Origin of the sequence: Streptomyces sp. NPDC091289 (genome assembly GCF_044757365.1) — a bacterium.
GTDB lineage: Bacteria > Actinomycetota > Actinomycetes > Streptomycetales > Streptomycetaceae > Streptomyces.
The window spans coordinates 90,536-117,208 of the sequence record NZ_JBIVUT010000001.1 but is presented as its reverse complement, the minus strand read 5'-3'; the positions used below and the strand labels follow the sequence as shown (position 1 = coordinate 117,208).

2 protein-coding genes (1 of these 2 running past the window's edge) are annotated in these 26,673 nt (G+C 75.0%); both read left to right on the top strand.

Going from position 1 to position 26,673, the window contains the following annotated elements:
* On the top strand, positions 1–11,152 hold the 3' portion of the coding sequence (locus tag ACIQPT_RS00440; protein WP_401150814.1) for an amino acid adenylation domain-containing protein. It extends 4,433 nt beyond the left edge of the window; the window shows 11,152 of its 15,585 coding nt (coding positions 4,434–15,585); its start codon lies off the left edge, out of view; the stop codon is at positions 11,150–11,152.
* On the top strand, positions 11,149–26,673 hold the full coding sequence (locus ACIQPT_RS00435; RefSeq protein WP_401150812.1) for an amino acid adenylation domain-containing protein: 15,525 nt from the start codon (positions 11,149–11,151) through the stop codon (positions 26,671–26,673). The genes ACIQPT_RS00440 and ACIQPT_RS00435 overlap by 4 nt, the downstream gene beginning before the upstream one ends.

Sequence of the window (26,673 nt, the reverse complement as noted above, 5' to 3'; positions counted from 1 at the left end):
CCTGACCTTCACCCTCGCGGAGCGCGCCGGGGCCGACGGCATCGAAGGCGTCCTGGAGTACGCCGAGGACCTCTTCGAACCCGCCACCGCGCAGGCCCTGGCCGACCGCCTGGTCCGGGTCCTCACCGAGGCCGTCACCGCCCCCGCGACGCCTCTGCACCGGCTGGAGATCCTCAGCCCGGCCGAACGCACCGCGCTCCTCGGCCGCCCCGAGGACGCCGCCGTGCCGCACGGCGACGCCTCCACCACCCTGCCCGGACTCTTCGCCGCCGTGGCCGCCGCCCACCCCGACGCCCCCGCCCTCGCCGGACCGGACCTGGCCACCGGGCAGCGCACCGAACGGGACTACCGGCAGCTCGACGCCGCCGCCAACGCCCTGGCCCGCGACCTCGCCGAACACGGCGTACGGCCGCAGGACCGGGTCGCGGTCATGCTGCCCCGCACCGTCGAAGCCGTCGTCGCCCTGCTCGCCGTCGCCAAGACCGGAGCCGTCTACCTCCCCGTCGACCCGGACTACCCGGCCGAGCGGATCGACCACATGCTCACCGACGCGGCCCCCACCCTCGTCCTCACCACCCCGGGAACGCCCGCGTCCGACGGCGTACCCCGGCTGGAGGTCGACGGCACACTGCTCGGCCGGTCCGCCGACGACCCGGGCCTCTGGCGCAACCGACGGCCCGACGCGGCGGCGTACATCATCTACACCTCCGGGTCCACCGGCCGCCCCAAGGGCGTCGCCGTCACCCACACCGGGCTGCCCGCCCTGGCCCGCACCCTCGCCGACGCCTTCGGGGCCGGTCCCGGCGACCGGGTGCTCCAGTTCGCGTCGCTGAGCTTCGACACCTCGGTGTGGGAGATCGTGATGGCGCTGTTCTCCGGCGCGGCCCTGGAGATCGTGCCCGCCGACCGCCGCCTGGGCGAACCGCTCGCGGAGTTCCTCGCCGAGCACCGCGTCACCCACCTCACCGTCCCGCCCGCCGTCCTCGCCGCACTCCCCGAGGACGCCGTCGCCCCCGGCACCACGCTCATCGTCGCCGGAGAGGCCTGCACCCCCGCCCTCGTCCGCGCCTGGGCCGGCCGCACCCGCATGTTCAACTCCTACGGCCCCACCGAGACCACCGTCGACGCCACCCTCTGGCGCTGCGACCCCGACCGGCTGCGCGCCGACGACAACAGCCCGGTCCCCGTCGGCACCGCCGTCGCCGAGACCGCCGCCCTCGTCCTGGACGCCGCACTGCGCCCGGTGCCGCCCGGCACCCCGGGTGAGCTGTACGTCGCCGGGTCCGGGCTCGCCCGCGGCTACCTCGGCCGCCCCGGTCTCACCGCGACCCGTTTCGTCGCCGCCCCCTACGGCCCGCCCGGCTCCCGGATGTACCGCACCGGCGACCTGGCCCGCCGCCGCGCCGACGGGGAGCTGGAGTACCTGGGCCGCGCCGACCACCAAGTGAAACTGCGCGGATTCCGCATCGAGCTGGGCGAGATCGAGTCCGCCCTGACCGCGCTCGACGGCGTGCGCCAGGGCGCCGCGGTGCTGCGCGAGGACCGGCCCGGCAGCAAGGCGCTCGCCGGATACGTCGTCGCGCGGCCCGGGGCGGACCTCGACCCCGACCGGCTGCGTTCGGCCCTCGCCCGCACCCTGCCCGACTACGCCGTCCCGGCCACCGTGACCGTGCTGCCCGCCCTGCCGCTCGGCCCCACCGGCAAGGTGGACCGCGCGGCACTGCCCGCCCCGGTCGTCGCAGCCTCCGACGACGCCCCGCTGACCGGCACGGCCGCCACGCTGGCCGGCCTGTTCGCCGAGGTCCTGCGGCTGGACGGACCGCCCGGCGGCGACGACTCCTTCTTCGCGCTCGGCGGCGACAGCATCTCCTCCATCCAACTCGTCTCCCGCGCACGGAAGTCGGGCCTGGCGATCAGCGCCCGGCAGATCTTCGAACACCCCACCCCGCGCGCCCTCGCGGAGGTGCTCGGGGAGGTGTCCACTCCGTACGCCGATGCCGAGCCCCGGCCCGCCGACAGCGGCCACAACGCCCCGGCCCTGTTCACCCCGCTCATGCACTGGCTGCGCCGGAGCCCGGACCACTGGGGCGCGTTCCACCAGTCGATGCTGGTCACCGTGGCGTCCACGCTCACCGAGGACCGCCTGCGGACCGCCCTCGGACACCTCCTGGCCACCCACGACCTGCTGCGCGCCCGCGTCACCACCGACCACCCCGACGGCCGGCCCCGGCTCACACCCGCCGACACCACACCCGACCCGGCGACCCTCCTCACCGTCGTCCCGGCCACCGGCGACGAGGCCGAGCTGCGCCGGGCGGTCGACGCCCAGTCGCGTGCCCGTGCGGACGAACTCGAACCGTCACAGGGCGCGTTGGTGCGTGCCGTCTGGTTCCCGCGCGGGCCCGGCCGGGACGGCCGACTGCTGCTGCTCGTCCATCACCTCGCCGTGGACGGCGTGTCCTGGCGGATCCTGCTGCCCGACCTCGCGCACGCCGTCGCCACCGGAACACCCCCGGACCGCCCCTCCACCTCCTTCGCCCACTGGGCGGGCGCACTCCACGAGGACGCCGAGCGCTTCGCCGCCGAGCGCCCCTACTGGGACGGCGTCCTGGCGGACCCGCCCGCCCCGCTCGCCCCCCACGACGCGGCGAACGCTCCGCACACCCCGGGCGAACTGCGCACCGAACTCGCCCCCGACCTCACCGCCCCCCTGCTCACCGCCACCGCCGCCGCGTTCCACGCCCGCCCCGACGAACTGCTCCTGGCCGCACTCGTCCACGCCGTCGGCGGCGACTCCCCGGTCCTGGTCGACCTGGAATCCCACGGCCGCCACGAGGAGTTGGCCCCCGGAGCCGACCTCTCCCGTACCGTCGGCTGGTTCACCACCCAGTACCCCGTCCGGCTGGACCCCGGCACCGGAGGCGGAGCCGTCGGCCAGGACGTCAAGCGCGTCCGGGAGCGGCTCGCGGCCGTTCCCGGCCGGGGCACCGGCTACGGTGCGCTGCACGCGCAGGCTCCCAGCGGCGCCCAGGTCGCCTTCAACTACCTGGGCCGGTTCACCGCCGACACCCCGGACGGGCACTGGGTCCCCGCACCCGAATCCGACGCGGTCCACCCGGGACCGCAGCCGGTCCTCCTCGACGGACACGTCCTGGACCTCAACGCCTCCGCCCTGGACGGCCCCGAGGGCCCCGTGCTGACCGTCCGCTGGACGTACGCCGCCGATGTCATCGGCCCCGAGCGGATCCGCACCCTCGCCGACCGGTTCACCGCCGCCCTCACCGAGCTCGTCCGCCGCCGCGACGAACCCGGCTTCGCGGGACACAGCCCCGGCGACTTCCCGGTGGCCCTCGACCAGCACGAGATCACCGAGCTGGAAGCGGCGGTCCCCGCACTCGACGGCGTACTGCCCCTGACACCCCTCCAACACGGCCTCGCCTACCACGCGCTGACCGAGGAGACCGGAACCGATCCCTACGTCGTCCAACTGGAGCTGGAGCTCACCGGGCCGCTCGACCCCGGCCGGCTGCGCGGGGCCGCCCGGGCCGTCGTGGACCGGCACGCCAACCTCCGCGCCGGATTCCGTCGCCTCACCACCGGCCGCCTGGTGCAGTACACGACCGCCGACGCCCCGCCGGAGTGGACCGAACACGACCTGCGCGCCCGCCCGGACGCCCTCACCTCTCTCGTTGCCGACGATCGCACCCGCCCCTTCGCCCCGGACCGGCCGCCGTTGCTGCGGTTCACGCTGATCCGCACCGCCGACGACCGGTGGCGGCTGCTGTTCACCAGCCACCACCTGCTGCTCGACGGCTGGTCGGCGCCGCTCCTGCTCACCGACCTGTTCGACGCCTACGCCGGACGCCCCCCGGCCCGCCGCCGCCCCTTCGCCGACTACGCGCGCTGGCTGGCCGACCGCGACCGCCCGGCCGCCGAGGCCGCCTGGCGCACCGCCTTGGACGGCATCACCGAACCCACCCTCATCACCCCCGCCGACACCCCGTCCACCGCCCTGGTCCCCGAGGAGACCGCAACCGTCCTCGACCCCGCCCTCACCGCCGCGCTCCAGGACCGGGCCCGCACCGCGGGCACCACCCTGAACACCGTCGTCCAGACCGGCTGGGGGCTCGTCCTGTCCCGGCTCACCGGACGCGACGACGTGGTCTTCGGCAGCGCGGTCTCCGGCCGTCCCGCCGAACTCGACGGTGTGGAAGGGATGCTGGGGCTCTTCGTCAACACCCTGCCCACCCGGGTACGGACCGCTCCCGCCCGCACCCTGGGCGACGCGGTCGCCGACCTGCACGCGCGCCAGGTCGCCCTGCTCGACCACCAGCACCTCGGACTCGCCGACATCCAGCGACTCGTCGGCATGCCCGCGCTGCTGGACACCATGACCGTCTTCGAGAACTACCCCTTCGACGACGAGGCGCTCACCGGCAGCGAACGCGCCGCCGGGCTCGACGTACGCGGCGTCGGCGGCCGGGACGCCACCCACTACCCGCTGACCCTCGCGATCACCCTCCAGGGCGGCCGGCTGCGGCTCGTCCTCAAGCACCGCCCCGACCTCTACGACGCCCCGGCCGCCCGGGCCGTCCTCGACCGGCTGACCCGCGCCCTGGACCACCTCGCCCACCGGCCGGACCTCCCCGCCGGACAGGTGGACCTCGCACCGGAGGCCTCGGCCGGACTCACCGGCCGGCCGGGCACCGTCGCGGCCCTGGGCTGCGCCGGCACGGTCGCGGCCGTCGCCGCCGAACGCCCGGACACCATCGCCGTACGGCCGCTCGACGGCGGGCAGCCGGTGACCTACCGGCAACTCGTCGCGCGAGCAAGTCTGTTCGCGGACCGGCTGCGGGAGGCGGGGGCCGGACCCGAAACCGTGGTCGCGCTCCTGCTGCCCCGCTCCGTGGACCTGGTCGTCGCCGAACTCGCCGTGGCCTGGTCCGGCGCCGCCTATCTGCCGCTGCACCCCGACTGGCCCGCCGAGCGCATCCGCACCGTCCTCGGCGCGGCCGACGCGGTCGCCCTCGTCTGCCTCCCCGGCACCGACACCGTCCCGTACGGCCCCGTACCGGTGCTGCACCCGCCGGTCGAGGACGCGGCGGCCGGGCCGAGCGGCACGGGTCCCGCGGCGGCCGCCCCGCACCGGCTCGCCTACGTCATGTACACCTCCGGCTCCACCGGCGAGCCCAAGGGCGTCGCCGTCCCGGAGAGCGCGGTCCTCGCCCTCGCCTCGGACAGCCGGTTCGCCGGTGACGCCCACCGCCGGGTCCTCGTCCACTCGCCGCACTCCTTCGACGCGGCCACCCACGAGGTGTGGGGCACCCTGCTGCGCGGCGGCGAACTGCTCCTCGCGCCCGACGCACCCCTCGATCCGGACCGCTGGCGCACGCTCCTGACCGGTGGCGAGACCCGGAGCGGGGGAGCGGGCAGCGCCTGGTTCACCGCCGGACTGTTCGCCCTCCTCGCCCAGGACGCCCCCGAGACGTTCACCGCCCTGCGCGAGGTGTGGACCGGCGGCGACGTCGTGGCCCCCGGAGCCGTGGCCGCCGCACACGCCGCCGCCCCGCACCTCCGCGTCGTCAACGGCTACGGCCCCACCGAGACCACCACCTTCGCCACCGCCCACACCCTCGACCTCGACGCACCCGACGGCGGCCCGCTGCCCATCGGACGACCGCTCGACGGCATGACCCTCCGGGTGCTCGACACCGCCCTGCGGCCCGCCCTGCCCGGCGTCCCCGGCGAGCTGTACATCGGCGGGACCGGCCTCGCCCGCGGCTACCACGGCCGCCCCGGCCGCACCGCCGAACGCTTCGTCGCCGACCCCCACGGGCGACCGGGGGAGCGGCTGTACCGCACCGGCGACCTGGTGCGCATCCGGCCCGACGGTGCCCTGGACTTCCTCGGCCGCACCGACGACCAGATCAAACTGCGCGGCCACCGCGTCGAACCCGGAGAGAGCGAAGCGGCCCTCCTCGCCGAGCCGGGTGTCGCCCGCGCCGTCGTGGTCCTGCGCACCGACCTCCCGGGCGGCCCCGCCCTCGTCGGATACGCCGTCCCCGAACCGGACACCGCCCTGGACCCCGAAGCACTGCGCGAACGCCTCGCCGCCCGCCTGCCCGACTACCAGGTCCCGGCCCGCCTCGTCGCTCTCCAGGCGTTCCCGCTCACCGAGAACGGCAAGATCGACCGCGCGGCCCTGCCTGCCCCGGAAGCCGCCGCCCCGGCGGACCCCGGCCGCCGGCCGCCGCAGGACCAGCGCACCGAACTCCTCTGCCGGATCTTCGCGGACGCCCTCGGGCTGCCCGGCTTCGGCCCGTACGAGGATTTCTTCGAGCACGGCGGGCACTCGCTGTCCGCGATGAGCCTGGTGGGCCGCGCCCGGGCGGTCCTCGACGCGGACCTGTCCGTCGGCGACCTGTTCACCGCCCGCACCCCGGCGGCCACCGCCGCCCTGCTGCGCGGAACACGCGGGACACGCGGGACCGCCCGACCGGTGGAGCCCGTCGACCGGCCGCGCCCCGCCGAACCGCCGCTGTCCGCCGCCCAGCAACGCCTCTGGTTCCTCCACCGGCTGGAGGAGGAACCCACCGCCGCCTACAACGTGCCCATCGCCCTCCGGCTCACCGGCACACTCGACGCACCGGCGCTGGAGTCGGCGCTCGCCGACCTCACGACCCGCCACGAGGTGCTGCGCACGGTATTCCCCGAGCGCGAGGGGCGCGCCGTGCAGCGCATCCTCGACCCGGGCGACGCCCCCGTACCCCTCACCGTCCGCACGGTCACGCCGGACGCCCTGGACGCCGCGCTGTCCGAGGCCGCGAGCCGGCCCTTCGCCCTGGACCGGGAGACACCGCTGCGCGCCGGGCTGTTCCGGGTGGCCCCGGAAGGCGGCACAGGCCCGCACCACGACGTGCTGCTCCTCGTCCTGCACCACATCGCCGGGGACGAGTGGTCGGTGCGCCCGCTGCTCGACGATCTGGCCACCGCCCTCGCCGCCCGCTCGGGCGGCCGGGCCCCCGCGTGGGCGCCGCTGCCCCTCCAGTACGCCGACCACACCCTGCGGCAGCGGGACCTGCTCGGCGACGAGACCGACGAGGACAGCGAGATCAGCCGACAGGTCCGCTACTGGAAGGACCAACTGGCCGGACTCCTGGCGGAACTGCCCCTCCCCCTGGACCGCCCGCGCCGGCCGGACACCGGACACGACGGAGGCATCGTCGAATTCGGCCTTCCGCCGGAGGTCACCGCCGGGCTGCGGAAGCTCGCCTCCCGCACCGGCGCCACCCCGTTCATGGTCGCCCACGCGGCGCTCGCCGTCCTGCTCCACCGGCTCGGCGGCACCGACGACGTCCCCGTGGGAACCCTCGTCGCCGGCCGCGACGACGCCACGGTGCACGACCTCGTCGGGTTCTTCGTCAACACTCTCGTCCTGCGCACCGATGTCGGTGGCGACCCGACCCCGGCCCGGCTCGTGGCCCGCGCCAGGGCCGCCACGCTCGACGCACTCGACCACGCCGATGTCCCCTTCGAACGGCTGGTGGACCTGCTCGACGTCGAACGCTCCCTGGAACGGCACCCGTTGTTCCAAGTGATGCTGAACTACCAGACACGTACCGCCGAAGGACCGGAACTCGGAGGCCGGGCCAGCGAACCCGTCGCGGTGCACACCCGCACCGCCAAGTTCGACCTCACCGTCACCCTGGTCCAGGAACCGGGAGCCGACGGCGCGTTGAACGGCGGCATCACCTACCGCACCGGGCTCTTCGACGCGGCGACGGTACGCAGGATCGCCGACTGGTACGGACGCGTCCTGGCCGCCTTCGCGGAGCGTCCCGACCGGCCCGTCGGAGGCCTCCGCCTGCTCACCGACGCCGAACACCACCAGCTCCTCACCGCCTGGAACAGCGCCGAGGAGCCCGTACAACCGCCTTGCATCGCCCGGGAGTTTGCCGAGCAGGCCGCCCGCATGCCCGATGCCCCCGCCGTGATCGACGGCGACCGCACCGTCCCGTACGGCGAACTCCTGGGCGACGCCCGGTCACTCGCCGCCCTCCTCCGTGAGCACGGGGTGGGCCGCGGCGAAGCCGTCGCCGTACTCCAGCCCCGCTCGACGGAGCTCGTCACCGCCGCACACGCCGTGCTCCAGGCGGGCGGGGCGTATCTGCCCCTGGACCCGGACCACCCGGCCGCCCGGCTCTCCGCCATGCTCGGCGACAACCCGCCCGCAGTACTGCTCACCGACCGCGCCCACCGGGGCCTGGTGCCCGACGGGTTCGACCGGCCGGTCCTGCTCCTCGACGACCCGCGCCCGGCGGCCCCCGCAGGCCTCGCCCCCGCCGAACCCCATCCCAGGCAGCCCGCGTACATCCTGCACACCTCCGGTTCCACCGGCCGCCCCAAGGCCGTCGTCGTGCCGCACGGGGCGCTCGCCAACCGGCTCGCCTGGACGCAGCGGCGCTTCCCCCTCGGGCCGGGGGACCGCATGCTGGCCAAGGCCGCCCCCGGCTTCGACGTCTCCGTCTGGGAGCTGACCGGGCCGCTGCTCACCGGAGCCGCCGTCGTCCTCGCCGGACCCGACGGGCACCGCGACCCCGCCCACCTCGCCCGGCTGATCCGCGAACACGGCGTCCACGCCGTCCACTTCGTGCCCTCGATGCTCGCCCTGTTCGCCGCCGAACCCGAGGCGGCACACTGCACCTCGCTGCGGTGGATCTTCAGCGGTGGCGAAGCCCTCACCGACGAGCTGGTGCGGCGCTGCGCCGAGGTGTGCGCCGCCCCCGTCGTCAACCAGTACGGGCCGACCGAGGCGGCCGTCGACGTCACCGCCCGCACCGCCGTGCCCGGTGAGCAGCCCCTCGTCCCGCTCGGCACCCCGGGAGCCGGCACCCGCGCCTACGTCCTGGACGCGGCCCTGCGGCCCGTGCCGCCCGGGGTGAGCGGCGAACTGTATCTGGGCGGGGCGCAGTTGGCGCTCGGCTATCTCGGCCGGGGTGCGGGGACCGCCGAACGCTTCGTCGCCGACCCGTTCGGCGCGCCGGGGGAGCGGCTCTACCGCACCGGCGACCTGGCCCGCTGGAACGTACGCGGCGAGCTGGAGTATCTGCGCCGCGCCGACGACCAGGTGAAGCTGCGCGGCGTACGCATCGAGCCGGCGGAGGTGCGGACCGCCCTGCTCGGCCACCCGGGCGTCCGAGACGCCCTCGTCCTCGTACGCGACGACCTGCCAGGAGCGGCCCGGCTCGTCGGTTACGTCACCCCCGACGACCCGTCCACGCCACCGCTCCCCGCCGACCTGATCACGCACAGCGCCGCCCTCCTGCCCGGGGCCCTCGTCCCCTCCGACGTCGTCGTCCTGGACCGCTTCCCGCTCACCGTGAGCGGCAAGGTGGACCGCTCCGCGCTCCCCGCGCCCGCCATCGCGGACCCTTCGGGCGCGGAGCTTCCGGAGGACGCCACCGAGCGGATCCTCGCCGAACTGATCGCCGACCTGCTGAAGTTGCCCGCCGTCGGACGGCACGACAGCTTCTTCGGCCTCGGCGGCGACAGCATCACCTCCATCGTGCTGGTCAGCGCCGCCCGGCGACGCGGGCTCGTGCTCAGCCCCCGGGACGTCTTCGAACAACGCACGGTGTCCGCCCTCGCCCGGGTCGCCCGGCGGGAGGAGACCGCCGCCCTGGTCCACGACCCGGGGGCCGGGCCCGTCCCGCTCACACCCGTCATGCACGCGCTGCGCCGGCGCGGCGGCGACCACCGCACCTTCCACCAGTCCCTCCTGGTCACGACCCCGCCCGGTCTCACCGCCGAGCGGCTGCGCCGGGCACTCGGGAGCCTCGTCGCCCATCACCCCGTCCTCGCCGCCCGGCTGGACGGCGCGGAGAGCGAAGCGTGGACCCTGCACGTCCCCGAGGGCCCGGCCCTCACGGACGACGTGCTGCACCATGTGGAGGTGCGTGCGAGCACGGGCGCATCGCTCACGGACGCGATCACCGCGACCGCGCGCGCCGCCGTCGGCGAACTCGAGCCGCACACCGGCCACATGCTGCGCGCCGCCTTCCTCGACCCCGGCGACGGGGAACCCGGCCGGCTCCTGCTCGTCGCCCATCACCTGGTGGTCGACGCGGTGTCCTGGCGGATCCTGCTCCCCGACCTCGCCCAGCTGTGCGCCGACCCGGACGCGCCGCTGCCCCCGGTGGAGACCTCCTTCCGCACCTGGTCCCGGGCCCTCACCGGCACCGCTCCCGACCGGCGAGCCGAACTCCCCTACTGGAGCGAGGTGCTGGGCGACCACGGGCCCGCCCCGTACGGCCGCGCACCCGACCCCGCCACGGACACCCCGGACACCGTCCACCGGCTGACCACCACCGTCCCCGCCGACCTGGCCGAACCCGCCCTCAACGAGGTGACCGCGGCGTTCCACTGCACCGAACAGGACGTCCTGCTCACCGCGTTCGTCCTCGCCCACAGCCGCTGGCGCAGCGAGGACAGCACCCTCCTGCTGCTCGAAGGGCACGGCCGCGACGGCGCGCTCCCCGAAGTCGCCGCCCCCGCCCGGACGGTGGGCTGGTTCACCAGCCAGTACCCGTTCCGGGGGCGGCTCACAGAGGCAGGTCCCGACACCACCATCGCGGACCCGAACGCGGCCGGACGGCTCCTCAAGCAGATCAAGGAGCAACTGCGCGCCGTCCCCGACCACGGCATCGGATACGGCCAACTGCGCCACCTGGATGCCGAATCCGAGGCCACGCTCGCCGCCCGCCCGGAACCCCTGACCGGCTTCAACTACCTGGGCCGCTACGACGTCGGCGACGCCGGTGCCGCAGCACCCGAACCCTGGACCCCCAGCCCCGAGTCGGCCGCCGTATGGCGTCCGGCCCCCGCGCTCGGCGTCCACACCGCGGTGGACCTCGACATCACCGCACTGCGCCGCCCCTCGGGCACCGAGCTCTCCGTCAGCTGGCACCACGCGAGCCGGCTCGTGAGCGACGAGGAGATCGCGGTCCTGGACCGCTGGTGGCGCACCGCCCTGGAGACCCTGGTCGCGGCCGCCCGCACCCAGGCCGCCGGGCACACCCCGTCCGACCTCGGCCTGCTGACGCTGAGCCAGGACGAAATCGATGAGTTCGAAGACGAGTGGAGGACCACGTGACCGGCGCACCCCAGGGACTGCAGGACATACTCCCGCTGTCCCCGCTCCAACAGGGGCTCTACTTCCTGTCGTCCTACGACGACAGCGCGCTGGACGTCTACAACGTGCAGCTCGGCCTGGACCTGACGGGACCGCTCGACACGGACCGCCTGCGCCGCGCCGCCGAGGCCCTCCTGACCCGCCACCCCAACCTCAAGGCCGCCTTCCGCACCCGCCGCAACGGCGACCCGGTCACCGTCGTCCCGCACACGGTGGACATTCCCTGGCAGGACGCCGACCTCTCCGGCCTCGACCCCGCCGAACGCGACCGGCGGGTGCTCCGCCTCACCGACGCCGACCGGCACACCCGCTTCGACCTGGCCCGGCCGCCCCTGATCCGCTTCACCGCGATCCGCCTGGCCCCCGAACGCCACCGGCTGCTCTTCACCCACCACCATCTGCTGCTGGACGGCTGGTCCACCGCCCGCGTCGTCCAGGAGCTCTTCGCCCTGTACGCGGCCGACGGCGCGCCCACCGCCCTGCCCGAGGTCCGCCCGTACCGCGACTACCTGGCCTGGGCCGCCGCCCAGGACACCGCCGCCGACGAGCGCGCCTGGCGCGAGGCGCTGGCCGGCCTCGACGGCCCGACCGTCATCGCACCCGGCCTGGACGGCCAGCCGCAGGCCGAACCAGCCACACATGATGTGGAGTTGGCTCCCGAATTCGCAGCCGCCCTGGTCGCCGCCGCCCGGGCGCTGGACGTCACCGTGCCCGTCGTCGTACAGACCCTGTGGTCCCTCGTCCTGGCCGATACGACCGGGCGTCGGGACATCGTGTCGGGCACCACCGTGTCCGGCAGGCCCGCCGAGCTGGCCGGGGCCGCGTCCATGGTGGGGCTCTTCATCAACACCCTTCCGGTGCGGGTCCGGATCCGGCACGACGAGACCCTCGCCGAACTCGTCCGGCGCACCGCCGCCGAACAGGCCGCCCTCCTGGCGCACCACCATGTCGCGCTCGCCCGGATCCAGAAGCTCACCGACACCGGCGGCCCCCTGTTCGACACCCTGTGCGTGTTCGAGAACTACCTCGTCGACACCGGGGCCGACGACCAAACGGCAGCCGGGGCCAAGGAGTTCGCCGGGCTGCGCGTCGAGGCCGTCACCGGTCGGGACGCCACCCACTACCCGCTCACCCTGGTCGCCGCCCCCGGGGCCGACGGAGGCCCGGTCCTGCGGCTGCGCTACCGCGCCGACGCCCTGAGCGCGGCCGACGCCGCCCGCGTCGCCGCCCGACTCCGGCGCGCCGTCGAGGAGTTCACCGCCGACCCGCACCGCCCGCTGCCCCGCACCGACCTCCTCACCCCGGAGGAACGCGACCAGGTCCTGAACGCCTTCAACGCCGACACCGTCGACGTCGAGCCCGCCACCCTCCCCGTCCTCTTCCAGCGGCAGGCCGCAGCGCACCCCGACCGGCCCGCCGTCGACGACGCCGGACGCGTCCTCACGTACGCCGAGCTGAACACCCGCGCCAACCGGCTCGCCCACGCCCTCATCGCGGCGGGCACCGGCCCCGAGGACGTCGTCGGCGTCGCCCTGCGCCGGGGAGCCGACGTGTACGTCGCGCAGCTCGCCGTCGGCAAGGCGGGCGGCGTCTTCGCCCCGCTCGACCCGGACCAGCCCGCCGACCGCCTCACCGGCCTGATCGCCGACAGCGGGGCGGCCGTCGTCCTCGCCCACTCCGGCACCGACCACACCGCCTGGTCCGGCGACACGACCGTCATCACGACCGACCGGCTGCCCGACGGTCTGCCCGACCACGATCCCACCGACGCCGACCGCCGGGCCCCGCTGCGGCTGCACAACGGGGCCTACCTCATCTACACCTCCGGCTCCACGGGCCGGCCCAAGGGCGTCCTCGTCGAACACCGGCCGCTCGTCGACCTCATCGCCTGGGCGCACGCCTGCTTCGCCACCCGGCCCGGCGACCGGGTCACCCAGTTCGCGTCCCCCAGCTTCGACGTCACCTTCTGCGAACTCGCCAACTCCCTCTTCTCCGGGGCGACTCTGGTGATCGTCCCGGAGGAGGAGCGGGCCGGGGCCCCGCTCGCCGACTTCCTGAACCGGGCCGCCGTCACCCTGGCCGTGATCCCGCCGACCGTCGTCGCCTCCCTGCCGCCGGGCGCGCTGCTCCCCGAGGGCATGAGTCTGATCGTCGGCACCGAGGCGCTGCCCCCGGAGACCGTCCGCGCCTGGGCGGGCCGCCACCGCCTCTTCAACGCCTACGGGCCCACCGAAGCCGTGGTGAACTCCGCCACCTGGGAGGTCCCGGCCGAGTGGACCGGCGGACCCGTGCCGATCGGCCCGCCGGACGTCAACAAGCGCGCCTACGTCCTCGACACCGCGCTGCGCCCGGTCGCCCCCGGCGTCCTGGGCGAGCTGTACATCGGCGGACCCGGCCTCGCCCGCGGCTACCTCGGCCGCCCGCCGATCACCGCCGACCGTTTCGTCGCCGACCCCTACGGCCCACCCGGCACCCGCATGTACCGCACCGGGGACCTGGCCCGCTGGAACGAGCGGGGCGAGCTGGAGTACGCGGGCCGCACCGACCACCAGCTGAAGATCCGCGGCTTCCGCGTCGAACCCGGCGAGGTCGAGGCCCGCCTCACCGCCCACCCGGCTCTCGCCCAGGCCGTCGTCACCGGCCACACCGACCACCGGGGCGTCCGCAGGCTCGTCGCCCACGCCGTCCCCGTACCCGGCGGCGACCCGCGACCGGCGGACATCGTCGCCTGGGCCGCCGAGACCCTGCCCGACCACATGGTCCCGGCGGCGGTCGTCCTCCTCGACGCGCTGCCGCTCACCGCGGCCAACAAGACCGACCGAACCGCTCTGCCCGCACCCGACTTCACCGCCACCGGCGGCGGCACCGCCCCGCGCACCGACCGCGAGAAGGAACTGGCCGCTCTCTTCGCCGAGATCCTCCACCTGCCCGAAGTCGGCGTCGAGGACAGCTTCTTCGCCCTCGGCGGCGACTCCATCTCCGCCATCCAGCTCGTCGGGGCCGCCCGCCGCCGAGGCCTCAAGCTCAGCCCCCGCGATGTCTTCGAACGGCGTACGGTCGAGCAACTCGCCGCCCTTGCCCGCACGGTGGACGACACGGCCGCCCCCGCCGAACGCACCGCACGCAGCGCGCCCCTCACCCCCATCCTGCGGTGGCTCGTGGAACGCGGCGGGCCCATCGCCGACTACCATCAGTCCACCGTCCTCCACACCCCGGCCGGCGCGACCGCCGAACAGCTCTCCGCCGGACTGGGCCGCGTCCGCGGCCACCACGATGTGCTGCGGGCCCGGCTCACCGACCGCACCCTGGAGATCCCCGCCCCCGGCGACGACCCCCGGCCGACGCCGCTGACCCGGATCGACGCTGTCGAGACGGCCGACGAGGACCTGCTGCCCACCCTGCGCGCCCGGGCCCGCGAAGCCTCCAGGCTGCTCGACCCGTACGCCGGATCCATGGTCCGGGCCGTCTGGCTGGACGCCGGCCCCGACCGGGGCGGACTGCTCGCCCTGCTCATCCACCACGCGGTCGTCGACGGGGTCTCCTGGCGCATCCTCACCCAGGACCTCGCCACCTCCCTCGAAGCCGAACGCCACGGCCGCACCGTCGAACTCCCGCCCGTGGAAACCTCCTTCGCCGACTGGGCCCAGGGGCTTGAGCAGGCAGCGCTGGCCCCCGAGCGTGCCGCCGAGGCCGCGCACTGGACCGCCGTACTCGGCGACGGCGGAGAAGCGGCTCCGCCCGCCCGAGGGTCGGCTCTGCCCGCCCCGGGACCGGCTCTGCCCGCCCTCGACCCGACCCTGGACACCCTCGCCACCGTGACGACGGTCCCCGTCGAACTCGCGCCCGAGCACACCCTGCCCCTCCTCACCGACCTGCCCGAACGCTTCCACGCGGGCCCCGACACCTTCCTGGTCACCGCCCTCGCCCTGGCCCTCGCGGCCTGGCGCGGCGACACCGAACCGGTGGTCGTCGACATCGAGGGCCACGGCCGCGCCGACCACCTGGTGCCCGACGCCGAACTGTCGCGTACCGTCGGCTGGTTCACCGCCGTCCACCCCGTACGCCTGGACCTGGGCGGCCACGGCGGCCTCGGCTCGCCGAGCGGCGACGAGCTGGCGGGCGCGGTCAAGCGGATCAAGGAACTGCTGGGGGCCGCACCCGACAACGGGCTCGGCTTCGGCCTGCTGCGGCACCTGAACCCCGAGCTGCGCGACCGCCTGGCCGCCCTGCCCGAACCGCGCATCGCCTACAACTACCTGGGCCGCTTCGGGAGTTCGGGTACCGCCGCGCAACCCGGTCCGCCCGCGCCCTGGAGCCCGGCCCTGACCGGATCCCTGGGCGGGGGAGCGGACGACGCACTGCCCGCCTCGCACACCCTCACCCTCAACGCCTCCGTCGTGGACGGACCCCAGGGGCCCGCCCTCCAGGCAGGCTTCAGCTTCCCCGGCCGGCTGCTGGAGGCCGCGGAGGTCGAGCGCCTCGCCGCCCTCTGGACCACCGCCCTGCGCAACCTGACCCGCCTGCTGGACGACCCGGCGGCCGGCGGACACACCCCCGGCGACTTCCCGCTCGTCGAGGTCGACCAGCCGGAGATCGACACCCTGGAGGCCCGCACCCCTCTCGCCGACCTGCTGCCGCTCTCTCCGCTCCAGGCCGGGCTGTACTTCCTCACCGGCTTCGGCGCGGAGGGCGACGGGCCCGACGTCTACACCACCCAGACCGCCCTCGACATCGAGGGCGACCTCGACACCGAGCGGCTCCGCCGCGCCGGACGCGCCCTCCTCGCCCGCCACCCCAACCTCCGCGCCGGATTCCACGGCCGCCGGGGAGCCGACCCGCTCCAGGTCGTCCCCGCCGAGGCCGAGATCCCCGTACACGCCTACGACCTGACCTCACCCGACCTGTCCGAGGGGCGGCGGCAGGGCAGGGCGCAGAACATCCTGGCCGCCGACCGGCGACAGGGCTTCGACCTGACCGCCCCGCCGCTGCTGCGGCTCACCGTCGTCCGGCTCGGGGAACGCCGCCACCTGCTCGCCGTCACCTCCCACCACATCCTCCTCGACGGCTGGTCGGGACCTCTGCTCGTGCGGGACCTGCTCGCCCTCTACCGGGGCACGCCCGGACCCGCCCCCCGCCCCTACCGCGACTACCTGCTCTGGCTGAAGGACCGCGACCGCGCCACCACGCAAGGCCTGTGGCAGGAGGCGCTCGCCGGGATCGACGGCCCCACCCGGCTCGTCCCGGAAGCCGCCGCGATGCCCGCGGGCACGCCCGAACGCGTCGACGTCCCGCTCCCCGACGACCTGGTGGCCCGCGTCCACGCCTTCGCCCGCGCCCACGACGTCACCGTCAGCACCGTCCTCCAGAGCGCCTGGGGCCTGCTGCTGGGCCGGCTCACCGGCCGCACCGACGTGACGTTCGGCGTCACCGTCTCCGGACGCCCCGCCGACCTCGACGGCTCGCACGACATGATCGGCCTGTTCATCAACACCGTGCCCACCCGGGTCACCCCGCGCCCCGCCCAGACCCTCGCCGCCCTCGTGCAGCAACTGGGCGAGCGGCAAGCCGTGCTGATGGATCATCAGTACGAGCCGCTCGCCGAGCTCCAGCGCCTCGCCGGACACCGCGAACTCTTCGACACCCTCGTCCTCTTCGAGAACTTCCCGGTCGACGCCGAACAGTTGCGCCGCACCGAGGAGCGGGCCGGACTGCTCGTCACCGGAGCACGCGGCCACGACGCCACCCACTACCCGCTGGTCCTGGTCGCCCTGCCCGGCCGCGACCGCCTCGCCCTCGCCCTCGATCACCGCCCCGAACTCCTCACCGCCGACCAGGTCGCCACCATCGGCGCACAGCTGCTCGCCGTCCTGGAACAGCTCGTCGACCACCCCGACAGCACCGCCGCCGCCGTCCTGCCCGGTCTCGCCGAGCCGGCCCGCCTCGACGGGCCCTCCCACGACATCAGCCGGCTCGGCCTCGCCGGACGCTTCCTGCGCCGGGCCGCCGAGACATCCGACGCGACCGCGCTGATCGCGGGCGACGAGGAGTGGAGCTACGCCCACCTCGCCGACCGGGTCACCGCCGTCGCCGGGCGGCTGCGCGACCTCGGAGCCGGGCCCGAGCGGCTGATCGCCGTCGCGCTGCCCCGGAGCGCCGACCTGGTCGCCGTGCTGCTCGCGGTCTCCGCCACCGGAGCCGCCTACGTCCCCGTCGACCCGGACTTCCCGGCCGACCGCGTCGCCTATCTGCTGGCGGACTCCGACCCGCTGCTGGTGATCCGCCCCGACCACCCGGTCCTGGCCCCGGGCCCGTACGACGGCCCCCTCACCGAACTGCCCGGCACCGCACCCGCGCCCGAGGCGACCGCGTACGTCATCCACACCTCGGGCTCCACCGGGAACCCCAAGGGCGTCGTCGTCACCCACCGGGCCCTCGCCAACCTCCTCGACGCGGTCGCGGAGAGCCTCGACGCCGGGCCCGGCCACCGGCTCCTGGCCGTCACCACCGTCAGCTTCGACATCGCGGCCCTGGAACTCTTCGTGCCCCTCGTCACCGGGGCCGCCGTCGTCCTCGCCCAGCGGGAGGAAGTCCTCGACCCGCTGCTGCTGTCCGCCCTCGCCGAGCGCACCGGAGCCACCCACCTCCAGGCCACCCCGTCGCTGTGGCGCGGCATCATCGACGCCGCACCGGAGCTGCTGGACGGCCTCTGCGTCCTGAGCGGCGGCGAGCCGCTCCCCGCCGACCTCGCCGAACGCCTCGCCACCGGGGGAGCGCGGCTGCTCAACCTCTACGGGCCGACCGAGACCACCATCTGGTCCACCGTCGCCGACCTCGCCCCCGACGGCGGCACCCCGCACGTCGGACACGCCCTGCACAACACCACCCTGCGCGTCCTGGACCCCTGGCTGCGGCCGGTCCCGCCCGGCGTGCCCGGTGAGCTGTACATCGGCGGCGCGGGGCTCGCCCGCGGCTACCTCGGCCGGGGCGCGCTCACCGCCTCCCGGTTCACCGCCGACCCGTACGGCACACCCGGCAGCCGGATGTACCGCACCGGTGACCTGGCCCGCCTCCAGGACGACGGCACCCTGTCCGTCCTCGGCCGCACCGACCACCAGCTGAAGGTCCGCGGCCACCGCGTCGAGCCCGGCGAGATCGAGGCCGTCCTGCGCAGCCACCCCGAGGTCACCGACGCCGTGGTCGTCGGCCTCCCCGACCCGAGCGGCGCGGTGCGCCTCGTCGCCTATGTCACCGGAACCGCCACCGCCACGGACGTGCGGCCCTACCTGGCCGAACGGCTGCCCGAGCACCTCGTCCCCTCCGTCGTCATGCGGCTGCCCGCCCTGCCGCTGACCCCCAACGGCAAGGTCGACCGGGCGGCCCTGCCCGCACCCCAGGCCTCCGGAGGGGAGCGGGCCCGCGCGCCCCGGGACGCCCGGGAGGCCGTCCTCGGGGAGCTCTTCGCCGATGTCCTCGGCCTCGACCGCACGGGGCCCGACGACGACTTCTTCCACCTCGGCGGTCACTCGCTGCTCGCCATGCAGCTCGCCAACCGGCTCCGCACCACCCTCGGCGTCGAGGTCGCCCTGCGCGACATCTTCGAGCACCCCACCCCCGCCGCCCTCGCCCGGACCGTGCTGCCGCGCCCGGTCGCCCGCACCGCTCCCGTACGACGGGAGCGCCGCCCCGGCGAGACGATCCCGCTGTCGTTCGCGCAGAGCCGGCTGTGGTTCCTGCATCGCCTGGACGGCCCCAGCGCCACCTACAACCTGTTCATCGTGGTCCGCCTCGGCGGGGAACCGGACCGGGAGGCGCTGCGGCTGGCCGTCGGCGATGTCGTCACCCGCCACGAGAGCCTGCGCACCGTCTATCCGGACGCGGACGGGCTGCCCCATCAGTACATCCTCGAGGAGGAGAGCGCCCGCGCCGTCTGCGACCGAGCCCTCGCCGACGCCACCGAGGTCGCCGAGGCGGATCTCGAAGCTGCGTTGAGGGCCCGGGTGACCCAGCCCATCGACATCATCGAGGAGATCCCGCTCAGGGCCCAGCTGCTGCGCACCGAGACCGACCACGTCCTCGCCCTGACCCTCCATCACATCGCCGGTGACGAATGGTCGATGCGCCCCCTCGTCGACGATCTGCGCACCGCCTACACCGCACGCGTCACCGGCACCGACCCCGACTGGCAGCCGCTCCCGGTCGACTACGCCGACTACGCGCTCTGGCAGCGCGACGTCCTCGGCGAGGTGAGCGACCCCACCAGCCAGGCCGCGCGCCAGGCCGCGTTCTGGGAGCGGACGCTCGCCGGATCGCCCGACGAACTCGCCCTGCCCTACGACCGCCCGCGCCCCGCCGAGGAGACCCACGAGGGCGCCACCGTCACCTTCGCCGTCGACCCGGCGGTCCACGCGGACCTGCGGACGCTGGCCGCCCGCAACGGCACCAGCGTCTTCATGGCCGTCCAGGCGGCCCTGGCCGTCCTCCTCTCCGCGCACGGGGCGGGCACCGACATCCCCCTCGGCACCCCGGTGGCCGGTCGCACCGACGAGAAGTTCGACGACCTCATCGGCTTCTTCGTCAACACCCTCGTCCTGCGCACCGACCTGAGCGGCCGTCCCACGTTCCACGAACTGCTCGCCCGGGTCCGGGACACCGACCTGGCCGCCTTCGACCACGCCGACCTGCCCTTCGAGCAGCTCGTCGACATCGTCGCCCCGGAGCGCACCCTCGCCCGCAACCCGCTCTTCCAGGTCCTGCTGGTCTTCCGACACGTCTCCGACGACACCTTCACCCTGCCGGGGCTCGACGTCACCCCGGTCAGCGCGGACCCCGGAGTCGCCAAGCTGGACCTCCAGTTCACCCTGGCCGAGCGGCCCGACGGGGCCGGCATCAACGGCATGCTGATCTACCAGACCAGCCTGTTCGACCACGCCACCGCCCAGGCCCTGGCCGACCGTTACGTCACCCTCCTCGCCGCCCTGGTCGCCCGCCCCGAACTCCCCGTCCACCGCGCCGCCGTGCTCAGCACCGCGCAACGGGCCCGGGTCCTCGCCGCCTCCACCGGCGAGGAACGCCCCCTGCCGGACGTGTCCCTGCCGCACCTGCTCGCCGAGCGGTACGCGGCCCAGGCGTCCGTACCCGCCCTGATCGAGGGCGAGAACTCCCTCTCGTACGAGGAGTTCGACCGGCGCGTGGGGCGGCTCGCCGCGCTCCTGCGGGACCGGGGCGTCGGCCCCGAGGCACGCGTCGCCGTGGCGCTGCCCCGGAGCACCGACCTGGTCGTGGCCCTGCACGCCGTCCAGCGTGCGGGCGGCGCCTATGTGCCCGTCGACCCGGAGTACCCGGCCGACCGCGTCGCCCACATGCTCACCGACGCCGACCCCCGCCTCCTCATCACCCTGACCGCTCTGCGGGAGAAGCTGCCCGTGCCCGAGGGCCTCGACGTGCTGGAGCTGGACGCCCCGGACGTACGGGAAGAACGGGAGGCGGCCGTCCCGGCAGGCGTCCACCCCGCCCTGCGCCCCGAGCACGCCGCGTACGTCCTCTACACCTCCGGCTCCACCGGCCGCCCCAAGGCCGTCGTCATCACCCATGCGGCCCTCGTCAACCGGCTCCGCTGGATGGCCGACCACTTCCCGTTCGGGCCCGAGGACCGAGTCCTGCAGAAGACCCCGGCCGGATTCGACGTCTCCGTATGGGAGTTCTTCCTGCCGACGCTCACCGGGTCGACCCTCGTCGTGCTGCCCGACGGGCTCCACCGCGACCCCGCCGAGGTCGCGGAGGCGGTCATCCGGCACGGCGTCACCACCGTGCACTTCGTCCCCTCCATGCTGGCCGCCTTCGCCGCCGAACCCCGCGCCGCCGACTGCACCGGACTGCACCGGATCATCGCCAGCGGCGAGGCCCTGTCCGCCTCCCTGGCCCGGACGGTGCGCGACGTCCTGCCCGGTGCGGGCCTGCACAACCTGTACGGGCCCACCGAGGCGGCCATCGACGTCACCGCCTGGGAGGCCACCGGGGAGCCGGGCGGGACCGTGCCCATCGGCCGCCCCGTCCACAACACCGGTACGTACGTCCTCGACGCCGGACTGCGCCCCGTCCCGGACGGCGTCACCGGCGAGCTGTACCTGAGCGGCCCGCAACTGGCCCGCGGTTACCTCGGCCGGCCCGCCCTCACCGCCGACCGCTTCGTCGCCCACCCGTTCGGCGTACCCGGGGAACGCCTCTACCGCACCGGCGACCTCGTACGACGGCGAACGGACGGCGCACTCGTCTACGTCGGCCGCACCGACGGCCAGATCAAGCTGCGCGGTCTGCGCGTCGAACTCGGCGAGATCGAGGCCGTCATCGCGGAGGACCGGCAGGTCGCCGCCGCGGCCGTCGTCCTGCGCGAGGACACCCCCGGGCGGCCGGTGCTCACCGGCTACCTCGTCCCCGCCACCGGTTCGGCCCCCGACACCGGGGAGATCACCGAACGCATCGCCCGGCGGCTGCCCGACCACATGGTGCCCACCGCCCTAGTCACCCTGGCCGCCCTGCCGCTCACCCCCAGCGGCAAGCTCGACCGCGCTTCCCTGCCCGCCCCCGACCTCGCCGCCACGGCCACCGCCATCGCCCCGCGCGGCATCCGGGAAGCCGTACTCACGGCGCTCTTCGCCGAACTCCTCGGCATTCCGGCGGCCGGGGCCGAGGACAGCTTCTTCGCCCTCGGCGGCGACAGCATCCTCTCCATCCAACTGGTCGCCCGCGCCCGCAAGGCCGGCATGACCCTCACCCCCCGGGACGTCTTCGAGTACAAGACGCCCGCCGCGCTCGCCCGCGCCGCCGCGACCGCAGGTCCCACCGCCGTACCCCGGCTGGACCCCGCCGGGCGGGCCCCGCTCACCCCGATCATGCGGTGGGCGCTCCAGCACGGACCGATCGACGGACTCCATCAGTACGCCCATCTCGTCACCCCGCCCGAGGCCACACGGGACACCCTGACCGCCGCCCTCAGCAGGCTGATGGACCGTCATCCGATGCTCCGGGCCGCTCTGGTGGGGGAGCCGGGTCATCAGGCCCTGCACATTCCCGGGCCCGCTGACCGGCCCGCCGGACCCGTGCTGCTCCACGTGGACGCGGGGGAGGAGGCACCGGAACGGGCGGCCGAGCTGACCGCCGCTCTCGCCGCCGAAGCCGTCGACCAACTGGATCCCTCGGAAGGTGAGTTGGTCCGGGCCGTCTGGTGCGACCGGGGCCCCGGCCGCAGCGGACGTCTGGTCCTGGTCATCCACCACCTCGCCGTCGACGGGGTCTCCTGGCGGATCCTCACCGCCGACCTGGCCGCCGCCCACGACGACGTCCTCGCCGGAAGCCCGCCCGCCCCGCCCGGCGACTCCACCTCCTTCCGGCAGTGGGCCCTCGGGCTCGCCGACGCCGCGACCGCCCCGGCCCGCCGCGCCGAGGCCCCCGCCTGGCGGGCCCGCGAGGAACGCGACGCCCCCGCCCTCGGGGCCCGCCCCCTCGACCCGGCCCTCGACACCCAGGAGACCGTCGCCCACCTCGAACGCACCCTGGACCCCGACCTCACCCTGGCCCTGATCACCCGCGTCCCCGCCGCCGTCCACGGATCCGTCCACGACGTCCTCGTGGCCGCCACCGCCCTCGCCCTGGCCCGCTGGCGCGAGGAACGTGGCGAGCTCCCGGGGCACGATGTGATCGCCGTCGAGGGACACGGGCGAGAGGAGAACGTCGTGCCCGGTGCCGAACTGTCCACCACGGTGGGCTGGTTCACCAGTTGGTACCCGGTCGCGCCGGACCTCTCCGTAGCGGCCGGGGCACCCGGCGACGAGGCCCGCCGCGCCCTGATGGCCGTCAAGGAACACCTGCGGGAGACCCCCGACCAGGGGATCGGACACGGGCTGCTGCACCACCTGGACGACCCGGCAGGACCCACCAGCACCCCGGAGATCGTGCTCAACTACCTCGGGCGCTTTACCGGACCCGGGGACACGGCCGCCGACGCCGAACCGGCCGCGTGGTCGCCCGCCCCCGAGGCGCTCCCCGCCCTGCGCCCGGAACACAACACCGTCCCCGTGCTCTTCCCGCTGGAGATCATCTCCTCCACGGTCGACGGCCCGGACGGACCGAGGCTCGCCACCCGGTGGACGTACGCCAGCGGCATCCTCGACGCCGCCGGCACCGAACGCCTGCTGGACCTGTGGTGCGAGGCGCTGCACACCCTCGCCGACGCCCCGGCCGACCCGGTCCACACCCCGTCCGACTTCCCCCTCGTACGACTCGACCAGGGCCAGGTCGACGCGCTCCAGGCGCGGTCGCCCGCGCTCGGCGACGTCTGGCCGCTCACCCCGCTCCAGGAAGGGCTGTACGCCCTCACCCACCTGGCGGGCGACGACATCGACGTCTACACCATGCAGCTCGCCCTGCGCCTCTCCGGCGACCTCGACCCGGCCGCCCTGCGCCGCGCCGCCGCCGGACTGCTCGACCGCAACCCCGCTCTGCGCACCGCCTTCGTCAGCGCGGGAAGCCGGCCCGTACAGATCGTGCTCGACGACGTGACCCCCGACTGGACCGAGAACGACCTGCGCGCCGAACCCGCCGACGCACGCGAGGACGCACTGCGGGCCCTCGCCGAAGACGACCGCACCCGGCCCTTCGACCTCACCGCGCCACCGCTGCTGCGCCTGCGGCTGGTGCGACTGGGGGAGCGGGAACACGCCCTGCTCGTCACCAACCACCACGCGATCCTCGACGGCTGGTCCGTGCCCGTCCTGATCCAGGAACTGCTGTCGTTGTACGCCTCCCTCACCGGCCCCGCCGAACCCCCGGCCTCGCGACGGCCGTTCAGGGACTTCCTGGCCTGGCGCACCACCCAGGACGAGGAGGCGGCCCGGGACGCCTGGCGGGCGGCCCTGGACGGGATCACGGAACCGACCCTCATCGCCCCCGCCGACCCCGGCAGGCGTCCCGCCCTCTCCGAGCGGATCCCGCACCAGCTCGACGAGGCGCTGCGCGAACGCCTCCAGGCCCTCGCCAGGAGCGCCGACGTCACCCTCAACACGGTGATCCAGTTCGCCTGGGGGCTGCTGCTGGCCCGCCACACCGGGCGCCAGGACGTCGTCATCGGAGCCACCGTCTCGGGCCGGCCGCCGGAGATCGAGGACGTCGAGACCATGACGGGCCTCTTCATCAACACCCTGCCGGCCCGCGTCGACCTGCGGCCGGGCGGCACCGTACGCCAGGCGCTGGCCCGGCTCCAGGCGGAACAGGCGAAGCTCACCGCCCACCAGCACCTGGGTCTTGCCGACATCCAGCGGAGCGCGGGAGCCGGCGAACTCTTCGACACACTCCTGGTGTTCGAGAACTACTTCGTCGACGGGGAAGGGCTGCGCCGCGCGGAGCGGTCCGGGGAACTCACCGTCACCGGCAGCGAGCACACCGACGCCACCCACTACCCGCTGACCCTCGCCGTCGTCCCCGGCGGACACCTCACCCTCGAATACCGGCCCGACCTCTTCGGTCCGGAACAGGCGGCCGCCCTGCTGGGGCGGCTCACCCACCTGCTCGCCGAGGTGAGCAGCCGCCCCGACACCCGCGTCCACCGCCTCCAGGCCCTCGCACCGGACGAACGCCGCCGCGTCCTGGAGGAGTGGAACCCCGCCCCGCTGCCGCACCCGGAGCAGACCCTGCCCGACCTGTTCGCCGAGGCGGCCGCCACCGACCCCGAGGCCCCGGCCCTGGTCTGCGGCGACACGACCCTGAGCTTCCGCGAAGTCGCGGCGCGCGCCGCCCGTCTCGCGCACGAGCTCATCGCCCGGGGCGTCGGGCCGGAGGACCTCGTAGCGCTGATGCTGCCGCGCACCGAGGAGATGTTCATCAGCATCCTGGCCGTGCACCAGGCCGGAGCCGCCTATCTGCCGCTCGACCCCGACTACCCGGCCGAACGGCTCGCGTTCATGCTCGCCGACGCCTCGCCCGCCCTCCTACTCACCACCACCGCCCTCGCCGGACGGACCGGGCACCCGGCCACCGTGCTGCTCGACGACCCCGGGACGGGAGCCGTCCTCGCCGCGCGGCCGGCCCAACCGCCCACCGACGCCGACCGGTTGCGGCCGCTGCGCCCGGAGAACCCGGCGTATCTCATCTACACCTCCGGTTCCACCGGCACCCCCAAGGGGGTCGTGATCACCCACCGGGGTGTGGCCAATCTCTTCCACAGCCACCGCCGGGCCCTGTACGAGCCGGTCGTCGAGCGCACCGGCCGCTCCCGGCTGCGCGTGGGCCACGCCTGGTCGTTCTCCTTCGACGCCTCCTGGCAGCCCCAGTTGTGGATGTTCCACGGGCACTGCGTCCATGTGCTGGCCGAGGACATCCAGCGCGACCCGGAGCAGCTGCACCGCTATCTGCGGGACCACACCATCGACTTCATCGAGGTCGCCCCCACCGTGCTCGCCCAGTTGGAACAGGCCGGACTGACCGAGGGCGGGAGCTGCCCGCTGCCGCTGCTCGGCGTCGGCGGCGAAGCCGTCCCCGACAGCCAGTGGGCCCGGCTGCGCGAGCTGCCCGGCACCGACGTGGTCAACCTGTACGGTCCCACCGAAGGCACCGTGGACGCTCTGGTCGCCCATGTCCGCGACAGTGAACGCCAGATGATCGGCCGGCCGGTGGACAACGCCCGGATCCATCTGCTGGACGCGGGACTGCGGCCCGTGCCGCCGGGGGTGCCGGGGGAGATGTACCTCGCGGGAGCCGGACTGGCCCGTGGCTACCGGGGCCGGTCCGCGCTCACCTCGACACGCTTCGTCGCGGACCCGTTCGCCGGCGACGGCAGCCGGCTCTACCGGACCGGGGACCTGGCGCGCTGGACGGAGGACGGGGCGGTGGAGTTCCTCGGCCGGGCCGACGACCAGGTGAAGATCCGGGGCTTCCGGATCGAGCCGGGCGAGATCGAGACGGTCGCCGCCGCCCACCCGGACCTCACCCGGGTCGTCGTCACCGCCCGGGAGGACGACGGGGTGCGCCGCCTGGTCGCGTACGGGGTGCCCCGGCCGGGTGCCGCCCCCGACCCGGTCGCGCTGCGGGCCTGGCTCGGTGAGCGGCTGCCCGCGCATCTCGTCCCGGCGGCGGTCGTGCTGCTGGCGGCGCTGCCCACGACCGCCAACGCCAAGCTGGACCGGGACCGGCTGCCCGCCCCCGACTTCGGCGCGGCGGTCGGCGGCCGGGAGCCGGTGGGGGAGCGGGAGAGCGCGGTGTGCGCCGCCATGGCCGAGGTGCTCTCGCTCCCGAGGGTCGGCGCCGACGACGACTTCTTCGCCCTGGGCGGCGACAGCGTCATCACGGTGCGGCTGGCCGGGGTCCTGCGGGCCGGGGGCTGGGAGGCCGCCCCCAGGGAGGTCTTCCGGCACCGCACGGCCGCCGGCCTCGCCGCCGGACTGCGACGCCAGGGCACGAGCGCGTTTGCTGCCGACGGGCGCGCCGGTGACTGA